The sequence below is a fragment of the Streptomyces lacrimifluminis genome, assembly GCF_014646095.1.
In the GTDB taxonomy this organism is placed as follows: Bacteria; Actinomycetota; Actinomycetes; order Streptomycetales; family Streptomycetaceae; genus Streptomyces; species Streptomyces lacrimifluminis.
Map to the genome: position 1 here is coordinate 61,426 of NZ_BMMU01000003.1, position 13,370 is coordinate 74,795.

At 70.8% G+C, this 13,370-nt stretch carries 13 protein-coding genes; 5 read left to right on the top strand and 8 right to left on the bottom strand.

Annotation, left to right across the window (positions count from 1 at the left end; all coding sequences use genetic code 11):
- Positions 1-72: 72 nt before the first annotated feature.
- Positions 73-513, bottom strand: a complete 441-nt coding sequence (locus tag IEY89_RS05665) for an Lrp/AsnC family transcriptional regulator (protein WP_053740313.1) — start codon at positions 511-513, stop codon at positions 73-75.
- A gap of 268 nt (positions 514-781) precedes the next feature.
- On the opposite strand from IEY89_RS05665, the gene IEY89_RS05670 reads away from it, so the two are divergent.
- Entirely contained in the window at positions 782-1,219 is a 438-nt protein-coding gene (locus IEY89_RS05670) for a hypothetical protein (RefSeq protein ID WP_189146159.1), read from the top strand.
- A 148-nt stretch (positions 1,220-1,367) separates the two neighbouring features.
- Positions 1,368-1,655: a hypothetical protein gene (locus IEY89_RS05675; RefSeq protein WP_229695068.1), complete on the top strand. Its 288-nt coding sequence runs from the start codon at positions 1,368-1,370 to the stop codon at positions 1,653-1,655.
- On the opposite strand, the gene IEY89_RS05680 is transcribed toward IEY89_RS05675, so the two are convergent.
- Positions 1,618-2,790 carry an acyl-CoA dehydrogenase family protein gene (locus IEY89_RS05680; RefSeq protein ID WP_189146160.1) on the bottom strand — a complete coding sequence of 391 codons (1,173 nt, stop codon included), beginning with the start codon at positions 2,788-2,790 and terminating at the stop codon, positions 1,618-1,620. The two genes, IEY89_RS05675 and IEY89_RS05680, sit on opposite strands and share 38 nt — an antisense overlap.
- A gap of 321 nt (positions 2,791-3,111) precedes the next feature.
- Between IEY89_RS05680 and IEY89_RS05685 the strand changes: the two genes are divergently transcribed.
- Positions 3,112-4,368, top strand: coding sequence for a glycoside hydrolase family 18 protein (locus tag IEY89_RS05685; protein WP_189146161.1), 1,257 nt, complete (start codon positions 3,112-3,114; stop codon positions 4,366-4,368).
- A 54-nt stretch (positions 4,369-4,422) separates the two neighbouring features.
- Here IEY89_RS05685 and IEY89_RS05690 read toward each other — a convergent pair whose 3' ends face one another.
- From IEY89_RS05690 to IEY89_RS05700, 3 genes are all read right to left on the bottom strand, one after another.
- Positions 4,423-5,082: a TetR/AcrR family transcriptional regulator gene (locus IEY89_RS05690; protein WP_189146162.1), complete on the bottom strand. Its 660-nt coding sequence runs from the start codon at positions 5,080-5,082 to the stop codon at positions 4,423-4,425.
- Between the two features lie 118 nt (positions 5,083-5,200).
- Positions 5,201-5,344, bottom strand: a complete 144-nt coding sequence (locus IEY89_RS05695) for an SCO1431 family membrane protein (protein ID WP_189146163.1) — start codon at positions 5,342-5,344, stop codon at positions 5,201-5,203.
- A gap of 162 nt (positions 5,345-5,506) precedes the next feature.
- Complete coding sequence (locus IEY89_RS05700; RefSeq protein ID WP_189146164.1) at positions 5,507-6,871, bottom strand: C39 family peptidase; 1,365 nt, start codon at positions 6,869-6,871, stop codon at positions 5,507-5,509.
- Positions 6,872-7,064: 193 nt separating this feature from the next.
- Between IEY89_RS05700 and IEY89_RS05705 the strand changes: the two genes are divergently transcribed.
- Together IEY89_RS05705 and IEY89_RS05710 are read left to right on the top strand one after the other, a co-directional pair.
- Positions 7,065-7,718: a uridine kinase family protein gene (locus tag IEY89_RS05705; RefSeq protein ID WP_189146165.1), complete on the top strand. Its 654-nt coding sequence runs from the start codon at positions 7,065-7,067 to the stop codon at positions 7,716-7,718.
- Between the two features lie 431 nt (positions 7,719-8,149).
- Positions 8,150-10,015: an AAA family ATPase gene (locus tag IEY89_RS05710; protein WP_189146166.1), complete on the top strand. Its 1,866-nt coding sequence runs from the start codon at positions 8,150-8,152 to the stop codon at positions 10,013-10,015.
- 172 nt (positions 10,016-10,187) lie between these two features.
- Here IEY89_RS05710 and IEY89_RS05715 read toward each other — a convergent pair whose 3' ends face one another.
- The 3 genes from IEY89_RS05715 to IEY89_RS05725 all read right to left on the bottom strand — a co-directional run bounded on the left by IEY89_RS05715 (position 10,188) and on the right by IEY89_RS05725 (position 13,334).
- Positions 10,188-11,273 carry a hemolysin family protein gene (locus IEY89_RS05715; RefSeq protein WP_189146167.1) on the bottom strand — a complete coding sequence of 362 codons (1,086 nt, stop codon included), beginning with the start codon at positions 11,271-11,273 and terminating at the stop codon, positions 10,188-10,190.
- Positions 11,270-12,640 carry a hemolysin family protein gene (locus tag IEY89_RS05720; RefSeq protein WP_189146168.1) on the bottom strand — a complete coding sequence of 457 codons (1,371 nt, stop codon included), beginning with the start codon at positions 12,638-12,640 and terminating at the stop codon, positions 11,270-11,272. The genes IEY89_RS05715 and IEY89_RS05720 overlap by 4 nt, the downstream gene beginning before the upstream one ends.
- 202 nt (positions 12,641-12,842) lie before the next feature.
- A complete protein-coding gene (locus IEY89_RS05725) occupies positions 12,843-13,334 on the bottom strand; it encodes a PH domain-containing protein (protein ID WP_189146169.1) in 492 nt (163 codons plus the stop codon).
- Between the last annotated feature and the right edge of the window lie 36 nt (positions 13,335-13,370).

The window sequence follows — 13,370 nt, forward strand, 5'->3', positions numbered from 1 at the left end:
GTTTCTCGCGGGTGCCCGGCGGACCTGCACCTGGGGCGTCACCACCGGGCCCCAGAACGCGGCTGAGCGGCCTCAGATCTTCGGTGGTCTCGCCTCGTACGGTGTGGACAGGACCACCGTCGTGCGGGTCGAGACGCCCGCGAGAGTGCGCACCCTGGCCAGCAGCTCCTCCAGCTCGTGGGGGGTGGCGACACGGACCTTGAGGATGTAGTTCTCCTCGCCCGCCACGCTGTGGCACGCCTCGAGTTCCGGGACGTCCCGGAGGCGTTCCGCGATGTCGTCCGGGGCGCTGGGGTCGAAGGGTTTCACCGAGATGAAAGCCGTCATGGGCAGCCCCACGGCCTCCGGGTCCACGACCGCGGCGTAGCCGCGGATGACGCCGCGCTGTTCCAGCCGGCGCACCCGCTGATGCACGGCAGACGTGGACAGGCCCGTGGCCTTGCCCAGGTCGGTGTAGCTCATCCGCCCGTCCTTGACGAGCAGCTGCACGATCTGTCGGTCCAGCTCCTCCATGGCGCTGAACCTACAGTGCGGTTGATCTCCTCCGATACCTGAGCGGTGCAGGTCATGCCCTGTTCGTGATGTGGCTGATGGTGCGCTGTGGGCCGGACAGGGGACAAAGGCATCGCCACGGGCACCTACGGACAGCATGTGACGAACACCACAGCCCTCGAACATGCTCCGTGATGGTCTCGTGATTACCGCCGAGACGGGGCGGGAAGTGCTTGCTGTGGCCGAGGCCGCAGTTGCCTGGTCGGCCCAGCCCGAGGGGGAGTTACCCATGCAGAGTCTTAAGCGCCCTGGTCGCACCGCGCCCAAGAGGCCCCAGTTGGTCGTCGAACCCGAGCCGGAGGGCGTCGAACCCGACGCGCTCGGCATCGAGGAACTCGACGATGACGACACCTTCGAGATGCTCCGGGTGATCTGCCCGGACTGCACACAGCCCATCGCGCTGCTCGCGGACGAGGAGATCCTTCCGGAGCACGCACTGTGCGCGTCTCCGTGGAACCCGTTCGGGCTCACGGTCTGCGCCGGTACGGGCCGCGCGGCGGCCGACGCCCGGCCCGCGGACGAGTCGGCGGAGCTCCAGGAGCAGCACACCGCCCTGCTGTTGACGCTCCCTCAGGGGCTCGACTGGCGGACCCAGCCCTTCTCGCACGTCGGCGGCCCGGCCTCACGCCCGATGCGGGTCCCCGCGCTGCGTCGCCACGCCGCCTGAGCACATTCGCTCGTACCTCCTGAACCGTCCGCACCACGGCGCACGCAGGCTGCCGTGGTGCGGGTCCAGTGCGCGCGTGTGGCGTCGCGAACGCAGGGCCGAATCCGGCACGCGGTGACCTGATCGACCGTCACCGCGTTGCCCTGGCATGACGACCCCCGTGTACGCGGCGCCGGGACGCCCGCGCCAGTTCTACGACCACAGCCCGGCAGAATCGGTTCAGCGGGGCCTGCCGAACCAGGGCCGGCCGAACCCACCTGCCCCGTCCGACCCGCCCATCTACCGCGCCCTGCTGCGCACATGGGCCGACGATGGCCGCACCCTGCCGGGGCGCTACGACCCGGAGTGGGTCAGGCTCGCGGCGCCGCCGCTCGGGCTCGGGATCGTGATCGACCCGTTCAGCGCGTCTCCGGGCCCGCCAGATGACGGGCGATGACCATCCGCTGGATCTGGTTGGTGCCCTCGACGATCTGCAGGACCTTGGCCTCGCGCATATAACGCTCCACCGGGAAATCCGCGGTGTAGCCGTAGCCGCCGAGCACCTGGACCGCGTCTGTCGTGACCTTCATCGCCGTGTCGGTGCACAGGAGTTTGGCCATGGCGGCCTGCTTGGCGAACGGCCGGCCCGCGTCGCGCAGCCGCGCCGCCGCGAGGTACAGCGCCCGGCCCGCCTCGATCTGCGTGGCCATGTCGGCGAGCAGGAAGCGCAGACCCTGGAAGTCGGAGATCGGCCGCCCGAACTGCCGACGTCCGGTCGCATAGCCGACCGCCTCGTCAAGTGCCGCCTGGGCCAGGCCGATCGCACAGGCCGCGATACCGAGGCGTCCGGAGTCGAGCGCGGACAGGGCGATCGCGAAGCCCTGCCCCTCCTCGCCGATGCGCCGGCTGCCGTCCAGCCGGACCCCGTCGAAGTTGATCTGCGCGGTGGGCGAGCCCTTGAGACCCATCTTCCGTTCCGGCGCTGCCGCACCCAGCCCGGCGGCATCGCCCGGGGCGAGGAAAGCGGTGATTCCGCGTGGGCCCTCCTCGCCGGTGCGCGCCATGACCGTGTAGAAGTCGGCGATGCCCCCGTGTGTGATCCAGGCCTTGGTCCCGGTGAGCACCCAGTTGTCGCCCTCCCGGACCGCCTTCGTACTCAGGGAGGCGGCGTCGGAGCCGGACGCGGGTTCGGAGAGGCAGTACGCACCGAGGAGGCCGCCGCCGAGCATCGCGGGGAGGTGTTCGGCCTGCTGCTCCTTGGTGCCGTAGCTCGCGAGGGCGTGGCAGGACAGGGTGTGCACGCTGGCGCCGAGTCCGACGGTGAGACGGGCCGCGGCGAGTTCTTCCAGAACCTGGAGATAGACCTCGTAGGGCTGGTCGCCGCCGCCGTGGTCGGAGGAGTACGGGAGGCCGAGCAGCCCCGACTCCGAGAGCAGCGCGAAGACTTCGCGCGGGAAACGGCCGGCGTCCTCCTCCTCGGCCGCCTTCGGGGCGATCTCGCGCTCGGCGATGTCACGGACGAGCGAGATCAGGTCCCGGGCCTCGTCCGTGGGCAGTTGACGGTCCACCGGCTGCGGGGCGTGGTCGGGCATGTCTACGCTCTCCTCCCTGTCGGGCGCGACGGCACACGCGCGCCTGAGTAGGGTGGCGTCCGCCGGTCTCACTGGTCACGGCCGATGCTGGCCCTTCCGGGTCACGGAAGCGGTCGGCGAACGGCTGTGGAGCTGCGAGTATGCCCGATCGGCGGCACCGCGTCACTGGTTAACGAGCGTTTATTCGATCACACCTCGGAGCATCGGACTCGACCGGAAATTGGTCCGAACCATTGACCGCACTGGTCTAGTCCTCCTACTGTGCCCTCGGTTCCCGGCACCACCTCCCCCACGTTCCCCTCCCCCCGAGGTGACAGCTCCATGCACCGACCGCATCTCCCCCACCTCCGTTTCAAGGCCCTTGTGTCCGCGGCGTGTTGTGCCGTTCTCGGCGCCGGGCTCCTGGCCGGCGCGGGCACCGCGACCGCCGCGCAGACAGCCTCCGAGGCCGCCGCGCAGTCCGTCCCGAAGGCCGCCGGCTCCAAGGTCGTCGGCTACTTCACCGAGTGGGGCACATACGATCGCGAGTACTACGTCAAGAACATCGGGACATCCGGCTCGGCCGCCCGGCTGACCCACATCAACTACGCCTTCGGCAACGTCACCGGCGGCAGGTGTGCGATGGGCGACGCCGAAGCCGCGACCGGCCGGGCGTACACCGCCGCCGAGTCGGTGGACGGGGTCGCCGACACCGCGAGCCAGCCGTTGCGCGGCAACTTCAACCAGCTGCGCGAGCTGAAGAAGAAGCACCCGAAGCTCAAAGTCCTCTGGTCGTTCGGCGGTTGGACCTGGTCGAGCGGTTTCGGCGAGGCCGCGCAGAACCCGGCGGCGTTCGCCAAGTCCTGCTACGACCTGGTCGAGAACTCCCGGTGGGCCGACGTGTTCGACGGCATCGACATCGACTGGGAGTACCCGAACGCCTGCGGCGACACCTGCGACACCAGCGGCAGGGCGGCCTTCAGGAACGTGATGGCGGCGATGCGGGCGCGGTTCGGCTCCGGCAGCCTGGTCACGGCGGCGATCACGGCCGACGCCAGCGCCGGCGGCAGGATCGACGCGGCGGACTACGCGGGCGCGGCCGAGTACGTCGACTGGTACAACCCGATGACGTACGACTACTTCGGCGCCTGGGCCGCGACCGGGCCCACGGCACCGCACTCGGCACTGAACTCGTACTCCGGCATCCCCCAGGCCGGCAACCACACCTCGGCGACCATCGCGAAGCTCAGGGGTCTCGGCATCCCGGCCTCGAAGCTGCTGCTCGGCATCGGCTTCTACGGGCGCGGCTGGACCGGCGTCACACGGTCGGCACCCGGCGGGACAGCGACCGGTCCCGCCGCGGGTACGTACGAGGCGGGCTTCGAGGACTACAAGGTGCTCAAGTCGACGTGCCCCGCGACCGGCACCGTCGGCGGGACCGCGTACGCCAAGTGCGGGAGCGACTGGTGGAGTTACGACACCCCGGCGACCATCGGGACGAAGATGGCGTACAAGAACCAGCAGGGGCTGGGCGGCACGTTCTTCTGGGAACTGAGCGGCGACACCTCGAACGGTGAGCTGATCAGGGCGATCAAGTAGGCGCACCCGGAGGGCGGTTGGGGGCGGGGGCCACGAGCCTTCGCCCCTCTGCCGTCAGTTGTCCCGGCGGGCAGGCTCGGGTGTCACATACGCCGGGTCGAGTTCCTCGATGGCGCGCATGGCGCCGCCCAGCATCTTCACGAGGAGTTCGCGCATGATGTCGCGGGAGAGCTGGGGCCGGTCGATCCAGTCGAGGGTGGCGCCCTCCACGCTGCACACCCAGCCGAACAGGCCCATGCGGGCCAGCGGGCCGATGTCCTGTCTGCCGTACGCGCCTTCGGCGATGGTCGCGACGATCACCTCGCGCACCCCGTCCCGGATCGCCTGCACCTCGGCGTCGAAGCCGACGCCGCCGCTGACGATCGTGCGGTAGGCGGCCTGGTTGTGCTCGGCGAAGCGCAGGTAGGCGTCCATGGTGCGGTGCACCCGGTTCACGGGTGCGTGGGCGTGACCGCTGGACGCGAAGGTGACCAGGTCGGCGACCGAGTCCTCGACGATGGCGAGGTAGTAGCCGCGCTTGGACTGGAAGTAGTAGTAGATCAGCCCTTTGGCGACCTGCGCCTGCCGTGCGATGTCGTCCATCGACAGTGCGTCGTACGACCTGTCGGCGAACAACTTGCGTCCGATGGCGATGAGTTCGGCGCGTCGCGCCAGAGAGCGGTCGGTGCCGCGCGCCCGCGGGCGTTCGGTGGCAGGCTGTCGACTACTGTTCAATTCGGGGCCCTGGTCTCCAACTGCGGGCGGGACATCCGAAGTATGGCAGACCCGAGCCACCTGCACGTTCGACTCCGATCGACAGGGCGGGCGCCCGGTTCGTGGCGGATCGCACCGATCAGATCAGGCCGATCTGGGCTACCAGCATGGCGAGCACGACCACGAACGTCCAGCCCATGACGTGCTCGAAGATCTTCGGACCGTCCTCCCGGGGACCGCCGGTACGGGTGCGGGCGGGGGCTGCGGCAGTGCTCGCGGTCATGGCATCTCACTGAGGTCGGTGTGCGATGGACTCCCCCCACCGTTCTGTCCACCTTGCCATTCATCGGGGCTTTCGCGGCAGAGACGTTGGTCACATCCCGCCGGATAACGGACAGCCCCCGGTCTCCCGGGGACCGCCTCGCACCGTCGTGCGCTCCTCCGCTCAGCGCACGCCCACCGCCGCGAGCGCGGCGAGCTGGGCGGTGGTCGGCCGCGCCGGGAAGTACAGGTAGCAGACGCCGCCGGTGCCGGACACGACCTTGCCACTGGCGTTGTAGCGCTTGGTCCGCAGCCAGATGTTCTCGAACTCGCGCCGCGGATAGACCCGGCGTACGGCCTCGTTGGTCGCCGAGAACGGGTCGTTGGCGATCACGTCGCCGTCGGCCGTGAAGCCGATCACCGTCATCAGATGGCCGGAGGTGCCGTAACCCGCCCCCGTCAGCTCGGTCTTGAGGAACGACTGGGACGTTATGGCCGGGATACCGGCCGCGATCAGCGTCTCCAGGTCGGTGAGCGAGCCGAGCCGGGTGACCACGCCCTGGAGGTCCTTGTAGGTCGCCGCGTAGGCCGCGTTGAAGGGCCAGTTGCCGCAGCCGCCGTACTGGAAGTCGTAGGTGAAGCGGGCCGCGTGGCACACCTGCGGGTCGGCGTAGGCCGGGTCGACCCAGGCCAGTTGGGCCGCGGTGGGCTTCCGCCCCCAGTACTCGATGATCATCTGTGAGGAGGTGGGGCTGCACCAGGCCTCACCGCCGTTGTCGTACTCGGGGTACTGGCCGGTGTGGATCTCCTGCGAGTAGCGCGGGACGATCAGCTCCCCGGCCTGTCCGGGCGTCGAGGCGGGGACCGTGAAGCGGTCCGGGACGTCGGACCCCATCGCGCCGAGCCGCCAGACCGTGGGCGTGGCGGTGCCGCCGGGCCTGCGGTGGAGGGTCAGGCGCAGCCGGTAGGAGGCCAGGCGCAGGCCCGTGGCCGGGTCGTCGATGGCGAAGGTGTCGGTCCAGACGGTGCTCCTGTCGTCGGTCTGGCCGTCGACGGAGGTTCGCCTGATGTCCTGGTCGCCGGAGGCCCAGCGGCCCATGACGTACCAGGGTGTGGCGGTGCCGTCGGAGTACGTGCCGGCCAGCTCCACCTGGAGCCAGGTCCCGGCCGGGGTACGCGCGTTCCAGGTGGCGATGACCTCGGTGGCGGGCACCGTGAGCCGGTGCACGGGGGACGTCCAGGTCGCGTACTCCCAGGCCGCGGTCGTACCGGTGTGCGGATCGGTGTAGTCGACCGTGCCGACCGGAGCACCGATCTCGACGCCGGGCCGCGCGCCGGCGACCACACGGGTGCCCTTGGCCGTGCCCGCGCACCAGTCCGCGGACGAGGTCCAGGCTCGGTTGTCGACGGATCGGGCCGCGTCGGCCGCTGCCTCGTGGCCGGTCACGTCCGTGGTGCCGGCGGCAGCCTGGCCGGTGCTGCCCGCGACGGCGGCGGCGACCGCCGCGGCGAGGACTGTTCTGCGGGACGGCTCTTCGGCTCTGCTCATGGGCGGGTGACCCCCAGGTGTCCGAGGCGGGCGGGACAGTGCACGGCTGTGCGCCCACTATGGCCGCCGACGACCGCTCCGGCCAGCACTCGGGGCCGTGCCACGCCCAGCGATTTTGGTCTCGACCATTGGCGTGACCTGGGGTGCCGACGGCCGTGGTGTCCTGCCGTTCCCTAGGATGGGGCCTGGCAATATGTCCGAATCCCATCGTCCTCCGGGAACCGTCATCCACGACCTCGCACGCACCCTGCGCCGACTGCCGCCCTCCTGCGGTCCGGTCCGGCTGATCGCCGTCGACGGACACGCGGGGTCCGGGAAGACCACGTTCGCCGGACGACTGGCCGCCGCTCTCGACGGGGCGCCCGTGCTGCACCTCGACGACATCGCCACCCACGACGAACTGTTCGAGTGGACGCGACGCCTGGTCGATCAGGTGATCGAGCCACTGCGGCGCGGCGAGAGCGCCTCCTACGCTCCCTACGACTGGGCGTCCCGGCACTTCGGCCCGCCCCGGACCCTGTCGGCCGCGCCCGTGATCCTGCTGGAGGGGGTCGGCGCCGGCCGGCGTGCGCTACGGCCGTTCCTGGCGCGGCTGTTGTGGATGGAGCTGGCCGTCGAGGAGGCCTGGGCGCGCGGGCGGTCGCGGGACGGGGCGGAACAGAGCGAGTTCTGGGCCGGGTGGGTCGACGCGGAGCGGCGTCACTTCGCCGCGGACCCCTCCCGTCCGTTCGCCGACACATTGGTGCGGCAGTGCGCCAAGGGGTACGAGGTGCTCCCGGGGCCCGCCGGGGCCGCTGGATCGGACCAGGATCTCACTCACCGTGACGGTCCGTCCGCTGTGTGCTGAACTTGTGAAGACCCTTGCCGCGCAACTCTTCGGAGTGCTTCAACTCCGCTTGACCGGTGGGCCGTACAGGACTTACGTTCTCAATGCGCGGCCGTCCGTGGCCGCCCGCAGTCGCGAAGCCCCCGGTTGTTCCCCCGTGATCGGGGGCTTCGTTCTGCCCGCGGACCGTTTTCACGGCCGCTCCGAGGTGCGATCTGTTCACCCTCGGTGACCGCGCCGCGTGCGCCCCATCTGCTCCCACCTCGTCAAACGGCCCGTGCGGCACCCTGCTGCGGGCAGGTGAAGCGCAGGTACGATGCCCTCGGTGCGACTCGGACGGCTGCTCTGCGCACCGTTGCAACTCCCGTCCGCGGCGCAGTGGTTCGACCAAGCTGCCGACGGGCACCGGCCCGTCGGAGAGGCAATCGGGGGCACGGTTTGTGGGGGACGTGATGGACTTCGGCACGCAGGGCCCCGAGGCCCCGGCCGACCTCGCCTGGCTGCGAGGTGTGGACGCCTACACGATGGGCGCCTATCCGCAGGCGGAGGAGGAGTTCCGCACCGCGGTGCGGATGGATCCCGGGATGGCCGACGGCTGGCTCGGACTGCATGCGCTGCGCGTGGACACGACGACCGCGCTGCTACGGATGTTCCGGCACCGGGAGCGTTTCGGGGAGCAGCGTTCCCGGCACCGCCGAACCCTCAACTCCTGGTACTGGCTGGGCTGGTGGGTGCAGCCCGTGCTCGAAAGCCCGCGCGATCTGCTGCTCGCGCACGCCTCGCACTGGCTGGACGGCCGCCATGTGCCGGAGCTGGACCGGGCGTTGGCCGGTCTGCCACCGGTGGACACCGACCCCCAGGTCCGTTTCCTGCACGCGTGCCGGGCCTATCTCGTCAAGGACTGGGAGCAACTGGTCCGGCACACCGACCCGTTGATCAACGACGCCATGCTGGGTATCGAGGCGGGTCTGTTCGGCGGCATGGCCCGGGTGCGCCTGGAGATGTACGGGCAGGCGGAGCCACTGCTGTCGGCCGCGCTGATGCGTTGTCGCAGCGAGCAGCCGCAGCGCAAGGAGCTGCGGTACTGGCTGGCGCGGGCCCACGAGGGTACGGGCCGCTCGGCGGCGGCCCTGCCCCTGTACCGGGCGGTGCATCGCGTGGACGCCGCCTTCATGGACACGTCGGCGCGGCTCGCCGCGATCTCCGAGGGCGACGGGTACGACGAGGCGGCCGACCTCGCGGCGATCGCGCTCACCGGGATCGGGCAGGAGCTGCTGGAGGGCCCGGACGGCATCGACCCCCTCTTCGGCGGCGAGGGCCGCGACCTGAAGCTGTCGGAGCCCGAACTCCCGCCGCCCGGCAGCCCGTTGCCGTCGGCGACCGACTCGGTGCGGGAGAAGGCCGCCCTTCCGGTGCAGCCGCTGCCGACCGGCCCGACCGACCCCGCACTGCTGGAGGAGGCCCTGGCCCAGCTGGAGCGCATGGTGGGCCTGGAACCGGTGAAGCGCCAGGTGAAAGCGCTCTCCGCCCAGTTGAACATGGCGCGACTGCGGGCGGGGCAGGGACTGCCGGTGCAGCCGCCGAAGCGGCACTTCGTCTTCTCGGGCCCCTCGGGAACGGGCAAGACGACAGTGGCACGCATCCTCGGCCGGGTGTTCTACGCGCTCGGGCTGCTCGGCGGCGACCATCTGGTGGAGGCGCAGCGGGCGGACCTGGTCGGCGAGTATCTCGGCCAGACCGCGGTGAAGGCCAACGAGCTGATCGACTCCGCGATCGGGGGCGTCCTGTTCGTCGACGAGGCGTACTCGCTCTCCAACTCCGGATACGGCAAGGGTGACGCGTACGGCGACGAGGCCCTGCAGGTGCTGCTGAAGCGGGCCGAGGACAACCGGGACCACCTGGTGGTGATCCTGGCCGGCTATCCCGAGGGCATGGACCGGCTCCTCACCGCCAACCCCGGACTGTCGTCCCGCTTCACGACCCGCGTCGACTTTCCCTCGTACCGTCCGCTCGAACTCACCTCCATCGGCGAGGTGCTGGCGGCGGAGAACGGTGACGTGTGGGACGAGGAGGCGCTGGACGAGTTGCGCTCGATCGCCGGGCACGTGGTGGACCAGGGGTGGATCGACGAGCTGGGCAACGGGCGGTTCCTGCGGACGTTGTACGAGAAGAGCTGTGCGTATCGGGATCTGCGGCTGTCGGTGTATCCGGGGATGCTGACGCGGGACGACCTGTCGACTCTGCGGCTGCCGGACCTCATGCAGGCGTACGGGGAGGTCTTGTCGGGGCGAGGGCCCCAGGATCCGTCAGCCCTGTGACCAGACCGGTCCCCCGGCGCCTGTTTGTTCGGCGCCCGGGGACCGGTGCGGGGGTGGGGTGTGGTCGCGCAGCCCGGCGCCAACGGGGTGCCGCCTGCGCCCACCCGTGGCACCGCCCCTAGCGGCACGCGTGCCCGCAGCGCGGTGCCTGCGAACTCCGGCCCGCGGAGCGTCAACTCGCCAGCGCCTCCTCCTGCGCCTCCGCCCGAGGCTCCTTCACCTTCGCCACCGGTGGCGGCTGGCGGTGGGCCGGGTCGCGTACCTCGCCCACCAGGAGTTCCAGTACGTCCTCCATCGCGACCAGGCCGATCACCCGGCCCGAACCGTCCGCCACCTGGGCCAGGTGCGTCGCCGCCCGGCGCATCACCGTCAGCGCGTCGTCCAGCGGAAGTCCCGAGCGCAGCGTCGTCATGGAGCGCCAGATGTGCTGCGGCACCGCCCGTTCCGACTCCTCCAGGTCCAGTACGTCCTTCACGTGCAGGTAGCCCATGAAGGCGCCGTTGTCCGCCACCACCGGGAAGCGGGAGTAGCCGGTGCGGGCGGTCAGGGCGACGACCTGGCCCGGGGTGACCGACGGGCCCACCGTCACCAGGGACTCGCGGTCGAGGAGGACGTCGGTGACCAGGCGGGAGCCGAGTTCCAGCGCGTCCTCCAGGCGTTCCTGCTCGCCGGGGTCGAGCAGCCCGGCCTGGCCGGCGTCCTCCACCAGGCGGTTGAGCTGTTCGCTGGTGAAGACGGCCTCGACCTCGTCCTTGGGCTCGACACGGAAGAGCTTCAGGACGAGCCGGGCACAGGCGCCAAGGCCCACCGTGACCGGCCCGCACACACGGGCGAAGGCGACGAGGCCCGGGCTCAGCCACAGGGCGGTCTTCTCGGGTGCCGCCATCGCCAGGTTCTTCGGGAGCATCTCCCCGATGACCAGGTGGAGGAAGACCACCACCGCGAGCGCGATGACATAACCCAGCGGGTGGATCATGCCCTCGGGCAGGTGGGCCGCCTCGAAGACCGGTTCCAGCAGATGGGCCACGGTCGGTTCGGCGACCGCGCCCAGGGTCAGCGAGCAGACGGTGATGCCGAACTGGGCGGCGGCCATCATCCGCGGCAGCCGTTCCAGGCCGTACAGCACCTGGCGGGCCCGCGTCGTGCCGAGCGGTTCGATCTGGCTTCGGCGGACGGAGACGAGGGCGAACTCGGCGCCCACGAAGAACCCGTTGGCGAGCACGAGGAGAAGGGCGAAGAGGAGTTGGAGCACGCTCATCGGGCCGCCTCCACGGCGAGGTCCGCCGGCTTCGCGCTGTCCGTGTTCTCGGCGTTGTCCGGGGTCTTGATCAGGCGTACCCGCTCGGCCCGGTAGTGGCCGACCTGGCGGACCGACAGGCACCAGCCCGGCAGTTCGGCCCTGTCGCCGGGGACCGGGATCCGGCCCAGCAGATCGGCGACGAGGCCGGCGACCGTCTCGTACGGCCCCTCCGGCACGTCGAGGCCTATGCGCTGGAGGATGTCGACACGGCAGCTGCCGTCGGCGTCCCAGGCGGGGCGGCCGTCCTCGGGCGGGGCGGCGGCCAGTTCGGTCGGTTCGTTGAGCACGTCGTCGTGCTCGTCGTGGACCTCGCCGACGAGTTCCTCGACGATGTCCTCCAGGGTGACCACGCCCGCCGTACCGCCGTACTCGTCGACGACGACGGCGATGGGCTGCTGGCTGCGCAGCAGTTCGAGCAGCGGCTGCACGGGGAGGGTCTCGGGGACCAGCAGCGGTGATTGGGCGATCCGCCCGACCGGTGTGCGCAGCCGGTCCCCCGCCGGCACCCCGAGGGCGTCCTTGAGGTGGGCCATGCCGACGATCTCGTCGATCCGCTCCCGGTAGACGGGAAAACGGGACAGGCCGGTGGCCCGGGTCAGGTTGACGACGTCCTCGGCGGTGGCCGACGACTGCAGCGCGCTGACCCGCACGCGCGGGGTCATCACGTGCTGCGCGGTCAGCTCGCCCAGCGACAGCGTCCGTACGAAGAGGTCCGCGGTGTCCTGTTCCAGCGTGCCTGCCTGGGCCGAGTGCCGGGCCAGGGAGACCAGTTCGCCGGGGGTGCGGGCCGAGGCCAGTTCCGCGGTGGGTTCGACGCCCAGGGCGCGGACCAGGCGGTTGGCCACCGCGTTGAGCCCGGCGATCACCGGGCGGAAGAGACGGGAGAAGGCGTGCTGCGGGCCGGCCACGAAGCGGGCGACCTGCAGCGGCCTGGAGACCGCCCAGTTCTTGGGCACGAGCTCGCCGATCACCATCTGCACGGCCGAGGCCAGCAGCATGCCGACGATCACCGAGACGCTCGGGACAGCCCCTTCGGGCAGGCCGATCGCGGTGAACGGGCCGTTCAGCAGCTCCGCGAGCGCCGGCTCGGCGAGCATGCCGACGACGAGGGAGGTGATGGTGATGCCGAGCTGGGTGCCGGAGAGCTGGAAGGACAGCTCCTTGAGGGACTCGACGACCGTACGGGCCCGTCGGTCGCCCTCGGCGGCGGCCTTCTCGGCGTCCGGCCGCTCGACCGTGACGAGGCCGAACTCGGCCGCCACGAAGAACCCGTTGGCCAGGATCAGCAGGAAGGCCGCGGCAAGGAGCAGCAGGGGGGTGGTCATGATGCCGCCGCCTCGATATGCCGGGAGGGGGCGGCGCAGGTACTACAGGACGATCCGTCCATCGCTGGAGGGAGTCACTCCTCGGGTAGCAGGGGGCCTCTGAAGACCGGGGGGAACATCAGTGGCGGAGGCGCGCGAAAAACGCCTCCGCCAACAGATTAATCAAGACATGGGCCTGTGCGGCAGGGTGGACGGCCCTGAGTCAGCCCTGATCTTGCTCGGGGGCACCCGCGGACCGCGCCTCGGTGAGCGCCCGCAGGGTGCGCGCGTCCTCGATGGCACGCTGTTTGGCGACGCCCGGCTGGATGCCGAGCACGGGCAGACTCGTACCGTCGCTGAGGTCGAGGAACACCCAGGGGTCGCCCGGCCGGAGGTTCACCCGGAGGATCTCCGCCCAGTCCAGGCGCCTCCTGCTCGCGATGTTGACGACGGTGACCCCGGACTCGTCGGCGACCACCTTCGGCCGGGACAGGAGCAGCAGTACGGAGGAGAGCAGCGCGCCGGTGAGGACGAAGCTGAGGCGCTCCCCGGGGCTGAGCGTCTCCAGGAGCAGCGCGATCGTCGTGATGACGACGAAGATCGCGACGCCGGCGGTGGCCAGCACGGCCCGGGTACGGCCCGGCCGGAAAGTGACGGGCAGCGCGGGCAGCGCGGGCAGCGCCGGCGGTACGGCTGCGGAGGGCGGATCCTGCATCGGTGTACGGTTCCTGTCGCTCACGGTGTCGGTCGC

Excerpts from the sequence above, each read along its gene's own strand:
- IEY89_RS05665 (WP_053740313.1), bottom strand. The coding sequence starts at position 513 with ATGGAGGAGCTGGACCGACAGATCGTGCAGCTGCTCGTCAAGGACGGG.
- IEY89_RS05670 (WP_189146159.1), top strand. The coding sequence starts at position 782 with ATGCAGAGTCTTAAGCGCCCTGGTCGCACCGCGCCCAAGAGGCCCCAG.
- IEY89_RS05675 (WP_229695068.1), top strand. The coding sequence starts at position 1,368 with ATGACGACCCCCGTGTACGCGGCGCCGGGACGCCCGCGCCAGTTCTAC.
- IEY89_RS05680 (WP_189146160.1), bottom strand. The coding sequence starts at position 2,790 with ATGCCCGACCACGCCCCGCAGCCGGTGGACCGTCAACTGCCCACGGAC.
- IEY89_RS05685 (WP_189146161.1), top strand. The coding sequence starts at position 3,112 with ATGCACCGACCGCATCTCCCCCACCTCCGTTTCAAGGCCCTTGTGTCC.
- IEY89_RS05695 (WP_189146163.1), bottom strand. The coding sequence starts at position 5,344 with ATGACCGCGAGCACTGCCGCAGCCCCCGCCCGCACCCGTACCGGCGGT.
- IEY89_RS05700 (WP_189146164.1), bottom strand. The coding sequence starts at position 6,871 with ATGAGCAGAGCCGAAGAGCCGTCCCGCAGAACAGTCCTCGCCGCGGCG.
- IEY89_RS05705 (WP_189146165.1), top strand. The coding sequence starts at position 7,065 with ATGTCCGAATCCCATCGTCCTCCGGGAACCGTCATCCACGACCTCGCA.
- IEY89_RS05710 (WP_189146166.1), top strand. The coding sequence starts at position 8,150 with ATGGACTTCGGCACGCAGGGCCCCGAGGCCCCGGCCGACCTCGCCTGG.
- IEY89_RS05715 (WP_189146167.1), bottom strand. The coding sequence starts at position 11,273 with ATGAGCGTGCTCCAACTCCTCTTCGCCCTTCTCCTCGTGCTCGCCAAC.
- IEY89_RS05720 (WP_189146168.1), bottom strand. The coding sequence starts at position 12,640 with ATGACCACCCCCCTGCTGCTCCTTGCCGCGGCCTTCCTGCTGATCCTG.
- IEY89_RS05725 (WP_189146169.1), bottom strand. The coding sequence starts at position 13,334 with ATGCAGGATCCGCCCTCCGCAGCCGTACCGCCGGCGCTGCCCGCGCTG.